At 73.2% G+C, this 17,509-nt stretch carries 14 protein-coding genes; 8 read left to right on the top strand and 6 right to left on the bottom strand.

What is annotated here, in order from left to right; genetic code table 11:
* The first annotated feature begins 386 nt into the window (after positions 1-386).
* Entirely contained in the window at positions 387-746 is a 360-nt protein-coding gene (locus ACSNN9_RS00005; RefSeq protein ID WP_436670534.1) for a hypothetical protein, read from the top strand.
* A 57-nt stretch (positions 747-803) separates the two neighbouring features.
* On the opposite strand, the gene ACSNN9_RS00010 is transcribed toward ACSNN9_RS00005, so the two are convergent.
* From ACSNN9_RS00010 to ACSNN9_RS00020, 3 genes are all read right to left on the bottom strand, one after another.
* Positions 804-2,678 carry an adenylyl cyclase gene (locus ACSNN9_RS00010; protein ID WP_436670536.1) on the bottom strand — a complete coding sequence of 625 codons (1,875 nt, stop codon included), beginning with the start codon at positions 2,676-2,678 and terminating at the stop codon, positions 804-806.
* Positions 2,679-3,007: 329 nt separating this feature from the next.
* On the bottom strand, positions 3,008-4,873 hold the full coding sequence (locus ACSNN9_RS00015) for a hypothetical protein (protein ID WP_436670538.1): 1,866 nt from the start codon (positions 4,871-4,873) through the stop codon (positions 3,008-3,010).
* 92 nt (positions 4,874-4,965) lie between these two features.
* On the bottom strand, positions 4,966-5,253 hold the full coding sequence (locus ACSNN9_RS00020; protein WP_436670539.1) for a DUF1905 domain-containing protein: 288 nt from the start codon (positions 5,251-5,253) through the stop codon (positions 4,966-4,968).
* A gap of 158 nt (positions 5,254-5,411) precedes the next feature.
* On the opposite strand from ACSNN9_RS00020, the gene ACSNN9_RS00025 reads away from it, so the two are divergent.
* Together ACSNN9_RS00025 and ACSNN9_RS00030 are read left to right on the top strand one after the other, a co-directional pair.
* Positions 5,412-6,260, top strand: coding sequence for an ATP-grasp domain-containing protein (locus tag ACSNN9_RS00025; RefSeq protein WP_436670541.1), 849 nt, complete (start codon positions 5,412-5,414; stop codon positions 6,258-6,260).
* Between the two features lie 288 nt (positions 6,261-6,548).
* On the top strand, positions 6,549-7,949 hold the full coding sequence (locus ACSNN9_RS00030; protein WP_436670542.1) for an endo-1,4-beta-xylanase: 1,401 nt from the start codon (positions 6,549-6,551) through the stop codon (positions 7,947-7,949).
* Between the two features lie 248 nt (positions 7,950-8,197).
* On the opposite strand, the gene ACSNN9_RS00035 is transcribed toward ACSNN9_RS00030, so the two are convergent.
* Positions 8,198-8,494, bottom strand: a complete 297-nt coding sequence (locus ACSNN9_RS00035) for a hypothetical protein (RefSeq protein WP_436670544.1) — start codon at positions 8,492-8,494, stop codon at positions 8,198-8,200.
* 220 nt (positions 8,495-8,714) lie between these two features.
* On the opposite strand from ACSNN9_RS00035, the gene ACSNN9_RS00040 reads away from it, so the two are divergent.
* A complete protein-coding gene (locus ACSNN9_RS00040) occupies positions 8,715-9,272 on the top strand; it encodes a hypothetical protein (RefSeq protein ID WP_436670545.1) in 558 nt (185 codons plus the stop codon).
* A gap of 79 nt (positions 9,273-9,351) precedes the next feature.
* Here ACSNN9_RS00040 and ACSNN9_RS00045 read toward each other — a convergent pair whose 3' ends face one another.
* Complete coding sequence (locus ACSNN9_RS00045) at positions 9,352-12,021, bottom strand: CHAT domain-containing protein (RefSeq protein ID WP_436670547.1); 2,670 nt, start codon at positions 12,019-12,021, stop codon at positions 9,352-9,354.
* A 154-nt stretch (positions 12,022-12,175) separates the two neighbouring features.
* Between ACSNN9_RS00045 and ACSNN9_RS00050 the strand changes: the two genes are divergently transcribed.
* Genes ACSNN9_RS00050 through ACSNN9_RS00060 form a run of 3 tightly spaced genes read left to right on the top strand, consistent with a single transcriptional unit; the run spans position 12,176 to position 14,595 of the window.
* Positions 12,176-13,486 carry a S8 family peptidase gene (locus ACSNN9_RS00050; RefSeq protein WP_436670548.1) on the top strand — a complete coding sequence of 437 codons (1,311 nt, stop codon included), beginning with the start codon at positions 12,176-12,178 and terminating at the stop codon, positions 13,484-13,486.
* Between the two features lie 31 nt (positions 13,487-13,517).
* Positions 13,518-14,156: an RNA polymerase sigma factor gene (locus ACSNN9_RS00055; RefSeq protein WP_436670550.1), complete on the top strand. Its 639-nt coding sequence runs from the start codon at positions 13,518-13,520 to the stop codon at positions 14,154-14,156.
* On the top strand, positions 14,131-14,595 hold the full coding sequence (locus ACSNN9_RS00060) for a hypothetical protein (protein WP_436670655.1): 465 nt from the start codon (positions 14,131-14,133) through the stop codon (positions 14,593-14,595). The genes ACSNN9_RS00055 and ACSNN9_RS00060 overlap by 26 nt, the downstream gene beginning before the upstream one ends.
* Before the next feature lie 109 nt (positions 14,596-14,704).
* Here ACSNN9_RS00060 and ACSNN9_RS00065 read toward each other — a convergent pair whose 3' ends face one another.
* Entirely contained in the window at positions 14,705-15,754 is a 1,050-nt protein-coding gene (locus tag ACSNN9_RS00065) for a hypothetical protein (protein ID WP_436670551.1), read from the bottom strand.
* Between the two features lie 396 nt (positions 15,755-16,150).
* On the opposite strand from ACSNN9_RS00065, the gene ACSNN9_RS00070 reads away from it, so the two are divergent.
* On the top strand, positions 16,151-17,485 hold the full coding sequence (locus ACSNN9_RS00070) for a hypothetical protein (RefSeq protein ID WP_436670552.1): 1,335 nt from the start codon (positions 16,151-16,153) through the stop codon (positions 17,483-17,485).
* Positions 17,486-17,509 lie beyond the last annotated feature (24 nt).

Genomic DNA, 17,509 nt, shown 5'->3' on the forward strand with positions numbered 1-17,509 from the left:
TGCCGGCGGGGTAGGTGGTGCCTTCGGCCCAGGCCGGCGCGGCGCAGGCCGCGACGGCGACGTCGGGGACGCCGGTCTTCGCGGCGGCGCGGCCGTCCATGGCGGGCACGGCCAGGGCGGCGGTCAGCGCCGCGCCGGCCAGCAGCGCGGGCATCGTACGTCGAAGTCGCATGGCATTCCTCCTCGTCGATGGCGGGAGGCTATCAGTTAACTTTGTTAAGCGTAAGCCGTGGAGCAGGCCGCCCAGGGTGGCGTGCGTCGGCGGCGTCGGGCGGGCGGAGCCCGGTAAAACTTTTCGCCGATATCAATCGCGGTCATGGAGGTAATCGCCGCGACGGGCTACCCTCCTGTGGACCACCTGCCGTCCATCGTGGAGGAGATCGAGCATGCGCAAGGTGATGTCGGCGGTCGGAGCCGGAGCGATGCTGACCGTGGGGCTGCTCGTCGGCGCCAGCCCGGCACAGGCGGCGAGCTGCACGCTCGTGCAGTCCGAGATCTACAACGGGGCCAACATCATCGCGTGGTCGCAGGGCCTGCAGGGCTGCTCCGGCGACGTCTACTGGGAGATCCAGTCGGGCGATGCCGGTGGCTGGCAGGTCGCGCAGAGCGGCACCACGCACTACGACAACGAGGTGCAGAGCTACTACGGCGACATCGAGCTGCCGTGCTACCTGCGGGTCTACGCGAAGTTCGGCACCCAGGAGAAGCTGACCCAGCCGGCGCGCAACAACAACTGCGCGGGCTGACCACCGGGCCGGACGGGGCGAGGTGCGCGCCCCGTCCGGCTCGGTTTCCCGCAGCGGTTACGGGGCCGGGTACCGCGTGACGTAGACGGGCGCGCCGACCCGCGTCGTGTCAGCCGCCGCACCCACGCCGTTGACCACGTGGTCGATCGTGCCGGCGCTCAGGTTCACGGTCATGATGTGGTGCAGCCTGACGCCCGGGGTGACGGGCACCTCGAAGCCGTTCTCGGTGTGGATCGACGGGTTGTTCTGGTTGAACACGTACACCCCGCCGCCGTGCAGCGTGTGGTGCCGCACCCGGTCGCCGACCTTGTAACCGGCCCAGCCCTCGACCCCGCCGTTCATCCAGTCGGCCTGCGTCGGCGGGTCGTACGGCAGCTCGTTCTGGTAGAGGATCGTCGTGCCGTGCTCGCCGTTCCAGACCGTGTTGTACCGCTGGAAGTGCTCGACGAAGAGGCCGGTGGCCGTCACGTGGTCGCCGTTGATGACGGCGCCGTAGCGACCGGTGTTCGTCCGCCAGCGGTCGGTGTCGCCGTTGACGCCCTCGGTGAAGCCCTCGACGCCGTGGTCTCCGCGCCATACCCAGGTGTGGTCGATCAGGACGTGGTCGGCGTTGACCTCCAGCGCGGTGTGCGTCCTGCCGATGTGTGGCCCGCCGACGCGGAAGTACACGTCGGAGAGCGTGATCGGGTTGCCCGGCGTGCTGGCGTTGCGACCGTGCGCGCGCCCCACCCGCAGCAGCACGGGCGACTCGGTGAGGCCGGCGTCGACGGTGACCCCGGCGACGACCACGCCGGGCACGCCGGCGACGTCGAGCGGGACGGCGCCGTCGACGGCGGTCAGCGTGGCGTGGCCGATGCCGAGGACCACCGTGTCGGGCCGTCTGACCTCGATGCTACGGGCGATGTCGTACACGCCGGGGGTGAGCAGCAGGTGCTTGCCGCGGGCGAGCTGGCTGTTGATGACGTGCACGGGATCGGACGGCTTGGCGATGAAGAAGTCCCGGATGCCGATGGTCCGGCCCGGCGTCATGCCGTCGCCCCAGGAGATGCCCCGGCTGTCGCGTCGGGCGGCGGGGACGCGGACGTGGTAGCGGCCACGGTCGTCCACGAACAGGTACGGCTTCTCCCTGCTCACCGGGGTGGTGTCCAGCGTGGTGTACGGCGGGTCGGGGAAGCCGGCGTCGTCGGGAGCGCCCACGGTGCCCGCGAAGACCTGGTTCCACACCGCGTTGGACCAGCTTTCTACCTCGCTGTTGCGGGTCAGCCACTGCTGCTGGGAGCCGTTGGTGGTGGCGGGCAGCCGGGAGTCGGCGATGAAGCCGCCGCTGGCGTACTGCGGGCCGGCGGTGCAGTAGTCCATCAGCGACAGCCCGCCGCCGCTGATGTCGAGGCGGCGCATCGACACCGCCTGTGACACCGCCCAGAAGTTCGCCGAGGAGCGGCAGCCGTCCTGGCCGGTGGCGTTGATGGACAGCGACAGGTTGGACAGAGTGCGCCAGAAGTTGACCAGGGCGATGCAGTTGCCGGTCCCGCCGCCCTCGAGGCAGCGGTTGTAGGTCTCGATCTTGCCCTTGACGGTGACGTCGGTGGGGGAGGCGCCCAGGCCGGAGACCTCGGTGTAGTAGCCGACCTTCACCTGCAGGGGCTGCGCGGCCGTGCCGTAGCTGCCGGGCTTGAAGAGGTACGCGTGCCGCGCGGTGCCCATCTCGGCGTCGACCTGCCGGGCGTGCGCCGCGTCGAGGGTCGCCTGGATCTCGGCGACCGGCGTGTCGGGATCGAAGATCGTCACGTTGGGCCCGAAGTCCGGGGTGCCGTGCCGGGCCGGCCCGGCGGTGGCGGCGGTGCCGGTCGTGCTGGCGACCGCCGTGAGCACCAGGCCGAGCGCGAGCGTCCGGCGGAGTCGCCGTCGCGTGTCGGGGGACTGCTCTCTCATCGTTCGTCCTCTCCGCCGGCCGGGACAGGGCGCGGCGACGCGGTGGGGAGGCCGTCCGGCCGGGCGCGGGTGGGCGCGCCGGTGCCGGCTCGCGGTCGTCGTCGACCCGCCTCATTGGGCGGCGGTGGGGGACAGCGCGCCGGTGAGAGCGCTCTCTCGCCGCCGCGAACTTGTATCACGCCGTGAAAGAAGGGTTGGCATGTTTCTACCCTGTGAACCGGCCCGGCGCTACCGCTGCGCCGTCACGGATCCCGTGAATGGCCTGGCGCTACCGCTGCGCCGTCACGGATCCCGTGAACGGCCCGGCGCGGAGCCGACATGGTGGCAGGCTAGCCGTGCCCGGCCGGCCGGTGCAGCGGCTGCACGAGCACCGGTCGGTACCCGGCCTCGGGCGGCAACGCCACGCCCTCCACCAGGCCGCTGCGAAGATGCAGCCGCACCAGGGGCAGACCGAACTCGTTGCGTCCGTGGTCGGCCGGGACGAGCACGTGCTCCGGGCTCTCCCAGACCGGTCCGCCCGGGACCGGGCTGGTCGCGCTGCCGCCGGGCAGCGGCAGCACCCGGGGCCGGTCGGGGTGCGCCGGGTCGTGCAGGCGCAGGCTCGGCGGCGCGTACACCCAGGAGTACACCTGCCGGCCGCCGGGCACGAGCGCGGCGGCCGGATCCACGGGCAGCGGGACGACCTCGCCGTCGGGCCGGATGAGCAGCGTCGGGTGGCTCCGGTCGCGGGCCAGCGCGACCCCGCTGTACGGGTCGACCTGGCGCAGCGCGTGCGGCAGCGGCTCCGGCTCCTCGCCCGGCACCCAGCGCACCGAGGCCGCGCCGCCGTCGACGCGGGCGTAGACGGCCCCGTCGTGGATCCCGACGACGGAGAGGTTGTCGGCCTCGTTCCACGGCATGCTCTGCCGGGACCCGTCGGCGAGGTCGACGAGGTGCAGCCGGTCCCGGGAGCGTCGGCCGACGTGGAACTCCACGACGGCCAGCCGGTCGCCGGCCGCGTCCAGGACGGCCCGCCAGCCCATGCTCGTGCCGAGCAGGACGAACTCGCCGTCGGGGCGTACCAGCGCGGTCCGGGTGCTGGCGAGCAGCACGGTGCCGTGTCGGCTCTGCATGGCCTGCGTGACCTGGACCCCCGGCCAGCGCGCCAGCACCACCGGCGTGTCGTCGCGCCACACGACCAGCTCGCCGCCGGAGCCGACGAATCCGGCGCGGGGCGGCGGCCCGGAGGGCGGCGCCGACGACCGGGTGCCCCGCTCCGGTGGCTGTCGGATCTTCGTCGCCACCCACGCCATGGTCGGACCGCCGGCCTGGGGTGGCCGGACAGTGTCGTCGGGGCCGGCGTGCGGGCCGGCCCCGACGTCGCTCGGGGCGACGGCGACGGTGCCGAGCGGTCGCCCGAGGCCGGCCGGTCGTCTCACCGGCTGCGGCGGCGATTGCCGGGCCGCGCGCGGGGTCGGCTGGACGACCAGTGCCAACGGCCCGTCGGCGCTGTCGAAGGGGGCGAGCAGCCCGTCGTCGACGGCGTGGCGCAGGATCGCCCGGACGGCGTCCGGCGTGCTGAGCAGCCGGTCTGCGAGCCAGTCGACGGTGACGGTCGCCGCGCCCTCGCGCGCCCACAGCAGCAACGACAGCAGGTCGGAGGTGGCGTACCGGAAGCCTGCGGAGGGACCGCCGCCGCGGGTGCGCAGGGCCGGCTGGGCGAGGTCGTCCTCGCTGAGCAGCGGGCTGCTGCGCGCGATCCATCGAGGCGGCTCGGGGCTGGCGGACTCGGGCCAGAACCGCAGCAGGTAGCTGTCGCCCTCGTCGGCGGGGCGCCGGCAGAAGCGCAACCGGTACAGGCCCGGCTCCCCCAGGCGGAGCGAGTCACGGGGGGAACCGCCGGTCACCATCGCCAGGCCGACCGTCCCGCTGGTGGCGAAGGGCGTCTCGACGACGTCGGCCCAGTCGTCGTCCCCGGGCGGAGGGGCGTCGTGGCTTTCGAGCCGCACCTCGTGGTAGCGGTCCGACGCGCGGCCGTCGACCCAGCCGTCGCCGGCGCGGGCGATCGAGCCGCACGGCTGCGTCTTCACCGCGTACTCGCGCAGCAGCTCGTCGACCCGCACCCGCGCGGGACCCCACGGGTCCGCCTCGCGCAGCAGGAACGTGCCGTACTCCGGCCAGTATTCGCGATCCTCGAACGCCCGTAACAGTGCCACCGTCATTCCTCCCCGTCGCGCTCCGGCACGCTACCGGCCGCCTCCGACGTTCTGTCGCGTCCGTGATCGGGTCGGGGAGCGGGACGGGCCGCTCACCCGTCGACGACCAGCCGGATCGCCACGGTGTCGCCCACCGCCAGCCCTTCGGCCCGTCGCACGGCCGCCTTCACCGGCACGATGTATCGCCCGTCCTTGGGAAACAGTGACGTGCTCCAGCCGGTTTTCCCGATCCGCGCCGCGACGGGGATCATGCCCCAGCCGTAGCTCACCCCCGCGGACCGCGCGGCCAGCTCCTGGCAGCCCTCTTCCGGGACGGTGACGAAGTGCCAGGGCGCGGGGCCTCTCCAGAACCACAGCTCGCCGCTCAACTCCAGGTCCATCGGCCCAGCATAGGAACGGGGACCGACTCTTCCGGACGGGTGAGGCGCCGCCCGGCGACGCCGGCGACGGGCGGCCGGAGGCCGGATTCGCGGTGGCCCCCGCCCGCGCCGGCCCGGCGGCACTCGCGGCGTCAGCGCCCATGGGGGAGCATTCATCCGTGCTGTTGATCGTTCCCGCGGACCCGTTGCGACCGCGCCGCCCGGATGCCCACTTCGCGCCGGAGGCGCGCGCCGCCCAGGACGTCGGCGTCGACGTCGCCGTCGTCGACCACGACGAGTTGGGCCGTGGCGGCGACCTGCCGCGCGCGGTGGCGCGGGTGGCGGTCGAGGGCGTGGCGGTCTACCGCGGCTGGATGCTGCGCAGCGAGCGGTACGCCGCCTTCGCCGACGCGCTGGCCCGCCGGGGTGTCACCCTGCGTACGAGCGGCGAGCAGTACCGGCGCGCCCACGAGCTGCCGGGCTGGTATCCGGACCTGGCCGAGCTGACGCCGGGCTCGGCGTGGACGGCCGGTACGCGGCGCGCCGACTTCGACCGGGTGAGGCGTGCGCTCGGCGGTGGGGCGGCGGTGCTGCGCGACTTCGTCAAGTCCATGAAGCACCACTGGCACGAGGCGGCGTTCATTCCGGACCTCGATGACGGCGAGGCCGCGTGTCGGGTGGCGAGCCGCTTCCTCGACCTGCGCGGGGACGACCTCGTCGGCGGCCTGGTCCTGCGCCGGTTCGAGCGGTTCACCGGCGCCGAGGTCCGCACGTGGTGGGTCGACGGCGTCTGCGTCCTGGTCGGCGCGCATCCCGACAGCCCGCACGACGCGCCGCCCGAGGCGTTCGACCCGCGTCCGGTGAGTGGTTCGGTGGCGGCGCTGGGGCTGCCGTTCGTGACCGTGGACCTGGCTCTGCGCGCCGACGGCGTCTGGCGGATCGTCGAGCTCGGTGACGGGCAGGTCAGCGACCGGCCATCCACCATCGAACCGGCCGCTCTGGTCGATGCCCTGTTCGGCGGGGCGTGAGTTCCGAAACTTCCGGTCCCGTGGCCGCTGTCTGGCTGGCCGGTGGGCAGGTCGGCTCCTGCGACCGAGGGGACGGTGCGAAGCCGGGACATCGAAACAATCCGATAACCAGGCGTTGAGCTTCCGGACGCGTTCCGATACGGTCCGATGGAAGGGCTTCGATCAACTCACGGTGTCGAGTGCTGACGGCGGCGTGGTCTCCGGGCGACCACTCCAGCGGCCCCACGCCGTGGCGGGCGGTTGTCGAGGCGGCCTTCCTCACAATTCGGCTCATCGAAAGGCTCTGTCATGGACAACATGCTCGCCCGTGCCAGCGGGCGCCCGGTGGCCCGCCGGCGGCCGCGCGTCGCGCTGGCGTCGGTCGTGGTCGGTCTCTCCGTCGCCGCCGCGACGATGACGGTGGCGTCCGGTGCCAACGCCGGGACGACCCTGGGGGCGTCCGCCGCCGAGAAGGGGCGCTACTTCGGCGCCGCGGTGGCCGCCAACAAGCTCTCCGACACCACGTACGTCGGGATCCTCAACCGGGAGTTCACCTCGGTCACCCCGGAGAACGAGATGAAGTGGGACGCGACCGAGCCGTCCCAGGGCCAGTTCACGTTCGCCAACGCCGACCGGATCGTCAACCACGCCCGGGCCAACGGGATGCAGGTGCGCGGGCACGCCCTGGCCTGGCACTCCCAGCAGCCGGGGTGGGCGCAGAACCTCAGCGGCAGCGCGCTGCGCCAGGCGATGGTCAACCACGTCACCCAGGTGGCGACCTACTACCGCGGCAAGATCCACTCCTGGGATGTGGTGAACGAGGCGTTCGCCGACGGCGGCAGCGGAACCCGCCGCGACTCGAACCTGCAACGCACCGGCGACGACTGGATCGAGGTGGCGTTCCGCGCCGCGCGCGCCGCCGACCCGACCGCGAAGCTGTGCTACAACGACTACAACACCGACGGGCAGAACGCCAAGAGCAACGCGGTGTACGCCATGGTGCAGGACTTCAAGGCCCGGGGCGTGCCCATCGACTGCGTCGGCTTCCAGTCGCACTTCAACAGCGCCTCGCCGGTGCCCGCCGACTACCAGGCCAACCTGCAACGCTTCGCCAACCTCGGGGTGGACGTGCAGATCACCGAGCTGGACATCGAGGGCTCGGGCCAGACGCAGGCCGACAACTACGGCCGGGTGGTGCGCGCCTGCCTCGCCGTGACCCGCTGCACGGGCATCACCGTGTGGGGGATCCGGGACACCGACTCCTGGCGGGCCAGCGGCACCCCGCTGCTCTTCGACGGCAGCGGCAACAAGAAGCCGGCGTACACCGCCACCCTCGACGCCCTCAACAGCGGCACCACCACGCCGCCCCCGACCACCGCGCCCCCGACGACCCCGACGCCCACCACGCCGCCGCCGTCGGGCGACTGCGCCGCGGCGGTGTCGCTGAACTCGTGGACCGGTGGCTTCGTCGCGACGGTACGCGTCACCGCCGGAGCCGCGGCGATCAACGGCTGGGCGATCGCCGTCACCCTGCCGGGCGGCACCACGGTCACCAACACGTGGAACGCCCGGGGCAGCGGCGCCAGCGGTGCCGTGACGTTCCGCAACGTCGACTACAACGGCCGGCTCTCCGCCGGCGCCGTCACCGAGTTCGGCTTCCAGGGCACCGGAACCGGCCCGACCGGAACGCCCACCTGCACCGCGAGCTGACCCGTCGGCGGCTCGGCGCGGAAAGCCTCCCGCGCCGAGCCGCCGACGTCGCATGCACCCCCGTCGCACCGGAACGGCGCGCGTGCGACGTCGGCGAGCCGGTCGCGCAGGTGCGCCGCCAGGTCGCCGCGCCCGAAGGCGGCGTCCGTCCTGCTAGCCGCTCCTCACGTGGGCCGCGCGGTTCCCGGCCTAACGCTCCGGCTGCTCGGGAGCAGCTGAACCACGGTGGGCAGGTCGGAAACTCGGCTTCACCAGTCGCAGTTGGCGGCCGGGATCCAGCCGTCCTGCCCCGGCGCCTCGGCCCCGTGGCCGTAGTACCAGGTCTGAATGTCGCTGCCGCCGTAGATCGAGTGAACGCGGAAGCCTCGCCCGGGGCTCAAAGTGCGTAGGACGTTGCCCCAGGGCTGGTCGCGCAGCCAGGTGGCCTGGTTGGTCACGCAGATGTCACCAGGGCCATCGCTGGCGGCGGCCGGCGCGGACGCCACCGTCGATCCGGCGGCGACGACGGCCACGACCGCCAGCAGGCGTACGACGTTGCGCTTCATGCGTTTCCTCTCGATCGGGTGCCTTGCGAGCGGATCGATTATGCCCAATGCTCTTGGCATGGCAAGCGCGGCAGCGGATTGGGCGTACCCGATGTGTTGGTGAGGGACTCTCCGGCTTGCCGTTCGGCAGGAACTCCCATCCCCCGGTCAGGAGACAGACTTGATCAGGCATTCGTTCACGTTGGTCGCAGCGGTCGTTCTCGGCCTTTCCGCCTTGGCCGTGCCCGCACAGGCCGCCCCGGCGCCGGCCCACGCGGTGGCGCAGTCCGACCCCGGCGTCCAGGTCGCTCCCACCGGCTGCACGACGTGGGTGGAGTGGGTGCAGGAAGGCAGCAACAGCTACTACTACGGTCGCGGCAACGTGCAGTGCGCCACCGGCCGCTACAAGGTCAAGCTTCAGTGCCGCAACCAGCAGACGGGCGTCGGGTACGTCGTCTACGGAGGCTATGCGGTGAACGCGCCGGGCACGGCCACCACCACCTGCTACAGCGGTAACGTCGCCGAGGGCGTGTACCCCGTCGAGGACCCACTGCCGACGGTCGGCGTCACCGGTTGCGTCTCCTGGGCGGAGTGGGTCCACCAGGGGAGCAGCCACTACTACGGCCGCGGCACCGCCCAGTGCGACACCGGCACCTACCGGGTCCAAATCCAGTGCCGCAACGCGCAGACGGGCCAGCGATACGTCGTCTACGGCCCGGTGGTCACCGCCCCCAGCATCTCCACCACCACCTGCTACCAGGGCAACGTCGCGGACGTCGTGTCGGGCGTGCCGGCGTGACGGCTGCCGTGGGTCGCGCCGCACCGCGCTGACGCGGGCCGTCAGCGCCTGCTGCGTGGAACGCCGTCGCCGTACGCCTTCAGCCGGCGCCGAAGCAGACGAAGGCGGCGGCGGTGGCATGGGCGGCGCCGCCACCGTCGGCGGTGGCGAACGCGCGCTGGGCGTCGGCGAGCGCCATCGCCGGTGCGGTGCCGGCGCGCATCCGGCGGTGCAGGTCGAGCATCAGCGCGGTGGTCAGATCGGCCGGGACCGGCAACACGGTGGCGATCAGGCTGCGGGCACCGAGGGCCAGCAGTACGGCGGTGAAGCCCATGACCTCGTCGCCCGGCCGGACGCCGGAGAGGCCGGAGTCGCAGGCGGAGAGCACCACGCAGCCCGGTGGGCGGGTCAGGCGCTCCAACTCGTACGCGGTCAACGGCCCGTCGGCCAGTTCCAAGGTGGAGAAGAGCGGGTTGTCGGCGCGGAAGGCGCCGTGGGCGGCGATGTGCGCCAGCCCGGTCCCGTTCAGCGCGTCGGTGACGGCGTCGGCGGTGGCGCCGTCGCCGGTCAGGGCGCGGGAGCCGGGCAGGGCCGCGCGGAGCTGGCGTACCTCGGTCTCGGCGGCAGGCAACCGGGGCCCGGCCACCAGCACCGGTGGGCCGGCCGGGACGGCCCGACCGGTGGCGCGCAGCCAGACCGTCGCCGAGGGGGCCACCGTCACCGGGCGGCCGGCGCAGGTCGGCAGGCCCGACCAGGGTACGGCGTGCAGGGCGCCGATCGGGACGATCACCAGTGGTCGGTCGCCGAGCAGCCGGCGTACCGGGTCGAAGAGCTGCTGGTCCAGCGCGGCAGTGGCGAACTCGACGCCGGCCCGGGCGCTGGCCGAGTCGCCGGTGGTGACGAGTCGGCGCAGCCCGAACCGGTGCAGGCGGGCCCGGGCCAGCGCCTCGTCGAGCGGGCCGAGGTCGTGCAGGCTGGTCCGGCCGTCGCGGACCAGGACCGCCCGCAGCCGTGGCCCGTGCGCCACCAGCTCCAGCAGCACGGCGTCGCCGAGCGCGGCGGCGAGGGCGCGTGCCGTGGGCGGTGTCGCCAGGGCGTCGCCGTCGGCTCCCCGGGTTCCGCCGTCGGCTCCCCGGGCCAGTTCCCGGATGCGCTGTTCGAGTCGGCCCTGACTGCGCCGCAGCGCGTGCACCGGGTGGCCGGCGAGCAACGCGTCCTCCAGGGCGGCGCTGACCATCCGCAGCTCGGCCAGGGCGGTGGCGAGCTCGGGGTCCGGCGGCGGCTGCACCGCGCGCATCCGCAGGGCGTTGGCCCGCCAGCGCTCCGCCCAGCTGAGCACCTGGGCGGGCGTGCCGGTGCGGACGGCGATGTCCAGCCCCTCGGCGGCCAGTTCGTGCCCGTACGCCCCGCTGTGTGCGCGTAGCTCGGTGGCGCCCAGGGAGGCCCGGTGGCCGTCGAGCACCGCCAGTCCCCGGCGCAGGGCCCGGGCCGCGCCCCGCAGGTCACCGTCGAGCCGGCGGTGCAGGGCGAGCGCGTACCAGCCCTGGGCCCGGTGGGGCGCGGTGCCCCGGCGGTGCGCGCGGGCCGCCACCGCCAGCAGCCCGGCCGCCCGGGCGGGCCGGCCCAGCGCCTCGGCCAGTCGGGCGGCCTCGATCCGGGTGGTCAGGGCCGGCGAGGGCCAGCCGGTGGCGTCGAGCTGCTCCGCGGTCCGCACCATGGCGGTGAGCAGGCCGGCCGACCGGGTGCCCCGGGCGACGTCGGCGCGCAGCTCGACGTGCCGGGCGAAGGCGGCCCAGGTGCGGCGGCCCTGGCGGCGGAAGCGGACCCGGGCCGAGGCGGCGGCCTCCGCGGCGGTCGCCAGGTCGCCAGCGAGCAGCGCCGCCCGGGCCCGGGCCAGCAGCGCCTCGGCGAGATCCGAGGCCATGCCCCGCCGCCGCAGCTCCCTCACGGCGGAGGTGGCCACCTCGACGGCCTCGTCGATCAGCGGCACCGAGAGCAGCAGTTCGAACCGGTCCAGCAGCAGCGCCGGCCGGGGCACCGACAGCCGGCGGTACTCGTCGTCGACGGTGGCGAAGCTGCGCAGGGCGCCCGCGACGTCGCCGCGCTGGCCGGCGGCGATGCCCATGTTCCAGCGGGCGTCGGCGGCGGCCAGGTCGAGTCCGAGCTGACTGAAGATCGCCGCGGAGCGGACGAGGTCGTCGTCGGCGTCCCGACTGGTGCCCCGGTGGGCGTTGAGCAGCCCACGGTTGTTGCGCGCCCGCGCCTCCAGCAGCAGGTCGCCCTCGCGCTGGGCGATCTCCACCGCGATGCCGTAGTCCCGGACCGCCTCGTCGAACCGCCCCCGGTAGTGCAGCACGACGCCCCGCTGCATGCGGGCCCGGCCGGCGTCGGCGCCGGTCAGCCGGGGGAGGGCCAGGGTCACGGCGCGCAGTGCCGGGCCGGTGCGCCCGGCGTTGGCCAGGACGTACCCGAGGCTCATCCGGGCCAGCGCCCGCACCCGGGGCGAGTCGGCGACCCGCACCGCCCGGCGCAGGTGCCGCAGGGCACCCGGCAGGTCGTTGAGTTCCCGCAGGGCCAGCCCGACGGCGCGTTCGGCGGTGGACCGCTCGTCGGCGTCGGGGCGGCCGGCGATGAGGACCTGCCGACCGATCGCGATCGCCTCGCGGGGGTAGCGTTGCACGGCGTCGAGCGCGCTCTGGGCCGTGACGGCACCGGAAATGGCGCTGTCGGCCATGCCCAGCAGAATCCCGCAGTCGCGCTCCCCGGTCAATCGCGTCGAGGGTGTATCGGACATCAGTCGCCTGACCGACGATCAATTGACACTCGACTATCCTTTGAAATAATCGTCCGGTGCCTCGGAGAGCGCCTCCGTAGCTGCCCCCGGCCCGTCGCCGCCCATGCATCTTCGACCGCCTGGAGGACCGGTGCCGCCTGACGACTCCTTCGCGTCGCGTCCGCCGGCCGGGTTGTCCCGCCGGCAGGTCATGACCTGGTCCACCCTGGCCGCCGCGGCGGCGCCGCTCGGTCTCGTCGGGGGAGGGACCCCTGCCGTTGCCAGCGAGTCGCCCGACGCGACCTACCAGCGCCTCTTCCTGGAGGCCCTGGCCACCGACCCCGACCTGCGCCGGTACGCCGTCGCCGGCCGGGAGTTCCTCTACCGGCCGCGGCAACTCCTGGTGGCCCGTCCCGACGTGCAGCGGGTGATGACTCGGCTGCGCAGCTACGGCCACTCGGTCACCGAGGGCCTCGGCTTCGGCGGGGTCGCCCGGCTCCGCTTCGCCGCCGAGACCGACGTCCCGTCGGTGGTGACCAAGCTCCGCGACCCGCAGCAGTGGCCCGAGCAGCAGGCTCCCCTGGTCCAGCCGCACCACGCACTGCTCGGCTTCGGCAACATCATGGGCAACCCGGGCGGCCCGCCCCGGGTCGCGGGTGCTCTGCCGGCGCCGGATCCCGCGCGCGCGGGTGAGGGCGCGGGAGTGACGGTGGGAATCTGTGACACCGGCATCTGGCGGCAGGCCGGTGCCGAGCATCCGCAGTGGCTGGGCGGCAGCTATCTTCCCGAGGTCGACGACGAGGACACGGTCTACGTCGGCGCCGACGTGTTGGCGCTGCAGGGCGGTCACGGCACCTTCGTCGCCGGCGTGGTCCGGCAGGCGGCGCCGGGCGTACGTCTCGATCCCGAGGCCGCGCTGAACGCCACCGGCGTCGGCGACGAGGAGATGCTGGTCGCCGCCCTCGGCCGGCTCGGTCCGCAGGTGTCGGTCGTCAACCTCTCCCTGGGCTACTTCACCCAGGACGACCAACCTCCGCTGCCACTGGTCAACGCGCTGGCCGGGCTGCCCGGCAGGGCCGTGGCGGCGTCGGCGGGCAACGCCGGCACCAGCCGGCGGGCCTGGCCGGCCGCCCTGGACCGCGTCCTGGCGGTGGGCGCGGTGACCGCCGGGCCCACCGGCCCGAGCCCGGCGCCGTACAGCAACCACGGGTCCTGGGTGGACGCCTGTGCCGTGGGGGAGCGGAGCAGCACCTACGTCAGGGGCCGGCTGGAGTTGCCGGGCCAGCCGACCCGGTACTTCGACGGCTTCGCCGCCTGGGCGGGCACCTCGTTCGCCACCGGCCACGTCGCCGGCCGGCTGGCCGCGCTGATGACCAGCGCCGGGCTCGGTGCCGAGGCGGCCCGCGCCGCGCTGATCGCCGGTCCTCGCTGGCATCCCGACTACGGCGTACTCGTCGCGTGAGGCCGGCATCGGCGCGCGGGGTGGTGTCCCGGTGAGCGAGCCCGGCACAGCCGGGCTGGTCGCCGCCGCCTGTTCCGGTGACGAACTCGCGTGGGGCGAGCTGGTCCACCGCTACACCCCACTGGTGCTCTCGGTGATCCGGTCCTACGGACTCGACCAGGTCGACGCGGCGGACGTGAACCAGACCGTCTGGCTGCGTGCGGTGGAGCACCTGGGACGGCTGCGGGAGTCGAACGCGCTGCCCGCCTGGCTGATCACCACCGCCCGACGCGAGTGCTTCCGGCTGCTGCGCCTCGGCCGGCGGACCCAGCCGTTCGACCCGTACGACGACTCCGTCGACGGGCACGTCGGCGCCTCCCTGCTGGTGGATCCGGTCACCCCGGACGAGGACCTGCTGCGCGCCGAGCGGCAGCAGGCGCTGCGGGAGGCGTTCGCGCAGTTGCCGCCGCGCTGCCGGGACCTGCTCACCCTGCTGATGGCCGATCCGCCGGTCAGCTACCGCGAGATCGGTACGCGGCTGGGCATGCCGGTAGGCAGCGTCGGTCCGACCCAGGCCCGGTGCCTGCACAAGCTGCGGAACTGTCCGGCGCTCGCCCCTTTCGTCAGGGCGTGCGCGGGCGACGACGGGAGCGGAGGTGACCGGGATGGAGCCGTGGCCGCCAGCCACTGACGACGCCCTGCTGGCCGAGTTGAGGGCCGCCGTGCGGGACTCCGACCCGGTGCCGGAGGAGTTCCTGGCCGCCGCCCGGGCCGCGTTCAGTTGGCGGAGCGTCGACGCCGAACTGGCCCTCGCGGAGCTGACCTTCGACTCGGCCTGCGACCCGCAGCCGGCCGGGCTCACCCGGTCCACCGGCTCGGCCCGCACGCTGACGTTCCGCACGGGTGCGGTCGTGGTCGAGATCGAGGTGACCCCGACCGGCGTCGTCGGGCAGCTCTCACCGGCCCGGGGCGGGCGCGTCACCGCCCGGACCTCCGCCGGCCAGTACGAGGAGGTGCCGGTGGACGCGGTGGGCTTCTTCTCGATGGGGGCACCGCCCGCCGGCCCGGTCCAGCTCCGCGCCCACACCGCCGGGTACGCGGTGGCGACCGCCTGGGTCAGCCTGCGCTGAACGGGACATTACCCGGCGCCGGAGGTCCGCCGGTGGCGCCGGCCGGACAGGTGGAGACGGAGGTCGCGGGGCTCCGTCCGCGACCCCCGTCCACACCCCTGCAGGAGTGCTACCTGGTCTGCGGGTCCACCGTGATGTCGTACCGCACGCCGCCGAGGTCGGCCCGCGCGGCGCCGGTGGTGTCCGGGCCGACCTGGGTCACGTTGACGGCCATCTTCTCCCGGGTCGGCACGGCTGCCGCGAAGTTCAGCGAGAAGGCGATCCGCTCACCGGGACCGAGCTCCAGGTTGTCCAGGCTGGCCTGGCCGATGTCGACGATCTCGACCTGGTTGCGGCCCACCTCACGTACACCCTTGCCGGCCTTGCCGCCCTTGACCCAGCGCTCGAACAGGGTCGGTCCGAGGTCGGCGACGAGGCGGCCACCGGCGGCCTGGAAGGGGGTCCCGGTCTGGCTGAACACCACGCTGCTGCGGGCCGCCCGGGTCAGGGTGTTGCCGATGGCGAACGGCCGGGTCTGCCCCTGGCCGCCGGCGGTCAGCGCCACCGAGTCGACGTTACGCCAGGCGATGTTGTTGTTGTTGCGGGTGTTGACGCCGATGTCCGGTCCCTCGAAGGTCATCGGGTCGTTCGGGGAGATCCAGCGGGCGAGCAGGCAGAAGTGACCCGGGCCGGGCACGTTGTCCCACGGGATCGTCACCGAGGTGACGCCCGGGTAGACCGGCACGGCCATCGCCCCGATCTGCGTCCACGCGCCCGGCCAGGCCGCGCCGCCGCCGGGCGTGGTCCGGTAGACCCAGATCGTGCCCTCCTCCATGACACTGTTGCCGTACGGGCCGGGGTTGCGCAGCTTGATGAAGATGTAGTTCCGCTGCCCGACGATCGGGTTCTGGCTGGTCGGGCACTCGACGGCGGTGTGGCAGACCTTGATGTCCGGGCTCTGCCAGAGCGGGTTGAGCGCGTGGGGCTGGAGCCCGAGGTCGGCGGGGGTGTCCTGCATGTACACGTCGACGGCGGCGGTGGTGGTGCCGCCGCGGCTTTCCGCAGGGCCGGCCAGCGGTGCGGCGCCGGCTGCGGTGACGGACAACAGCGTCGCCAGCGCCGCGCCGGTGAGCAGGGCGAGCGTCGAACGGCGCGCTCTTCCCGCGAGACTGGTAGACACATTTCCTCCCGATGATGGGGGATCGCCGTTCGCCCCGAGGTGGTGGCGTGGGCGGGTGGACGTCCTTACGGAGCGCGATCGATGCGAGTAGATACAGCTGTCGTCGACGGGTGATGTCAGATGGCGGGAGTTCGCGTCAAGCCGGCGAAAGCCGCGCAGCGCCCGGCTGTGGGCCGTACGGCGGACGTCGGGGTCCGGCGGCCGGCCTGACGCCGGCCCGCGCTCATCGGCCCGACCATCGCCTGGTGGCCGACCATCCGGCCGACGGCTCCGGACGATGGGCGCACCCACTGTCCGATGGTCGACGTGCTACTGACTGCCGCGGCCGTTCGGGTGCTACCTCTCTGCCAGCGTTCGGCTGACCAGGCCGGGCCGGCAGAGCGAAGGAGCTTCCACATGTTCCCGTTTCCCGACGAAGCGACCAGGAAGGCACTCGATCTCGGCCGGCGCGAGGTGTTCCAGACCTACCGGGTGCTGATGGCCTGCGAGCTGCAGCGGCTGCGTCGCGAGGCCGGTGCGCTGCCGGCAGGGCGGCGCCGCGACCAGTTGACCGCCCGGCTCGACAGGGTTGCCGCCCTGGCCAGCGGGACCTGGATGGAGCAGATCTCGGTACGCGGCGCGACGGTGCAGCAGGCGGCCGCCCTGTTCAAGGAGGTGCAGGACTCCCTCGACGGGGTCGTGCCCTCCGCTGCCGGCAACGCCTGTCTCAGCGCCGCCGTGGACGAACTGAAGAGCAAGATCGTCGACGTCATGAACGACGCCAGGAATCCCACGCACACCGCGGTCAACACCGCGTTCGCGCGTCTGTTCGGGTCCACGTCCTCGGTGGCCAAGGCGCGTTTCGCGCAGACGGTCACGGCACTGCAGGAACTGCTCAAGCGCACCGACGGCCGACGGTCGGGATTCGTGTACAACCCGTCGTTGCCCGACGGAATGGGCGCGCTCGCCAGCGGTCAGGGGGACACCGCGATCATCAACGTGGGCCGCTCCGCGCTCGACGGGACGATGCCCCTGGGGGAGCTCGCCGCCACGCTCCTCCACGAGGGGACGCACGTTCTGGTGGACAACCCCACGGTCGACATCGTCTACCGCCACCGCAACGCCGCCTACTACCTGCAGGGCCAGATCGCCCTGCACAACGCCGCCAACTTCGAGCAGACCGTCTACGAGGTGCTGGGTCAGAGGGGCCCCTTTCCCACCGACGTCGAGGTGGCCGCCATGCGGGGACGCGCCGCGCCCCGGATGGACTCGCTGCACACCGTGCTCGCGTCCCGTATCACCCGTGCGTGGGTGCGCAGCTACGACTTCACCTGCCTCGACTTCACCAGGGTCGACCTGCCCAAGCCGGTCGCCCTCGTGCTCACCGACCTGCCGCAGGACCGGGCGTACGCGCCGCTGGTCAAGGCCTACATGGAGGCACTGCACGGCGCGATGCTGGCGCTGATGCGGGCGGAGGAGCGGCTGGTGGTGCGAACCGAGCCGAAGGTGCTGAACCACTCGACGGTGGTCAACGTGGACGGCACCATCCGGTTCACCATCAACTCCGACCTGGCTGCCCAGGCGCCCATGGCCCAACTCCTGCACTGGATGCTCGACGAACTCGTCGCCGAGGCGAAGTGCCAGATTCCCAAGGACACCACGCAACTGCTGGCCCTCATCCTCGGGATCGAGAACTACGACCGGGACAACGTGCACAACGTGCTCAACGACTTCTACAGCTCCTTCCACTGAGCGGCGGCTGCTGAGCGGCGTCCC

Origin of the sequence: Micromonospora sp. URMC 107 (assembly GCF_051386315.1) — a bacterium.
GTDB lineage: Bacteria > Actinomycetota > Actinomycetes > Mycobacteriales > Micromonosporaceae > Micromonospora.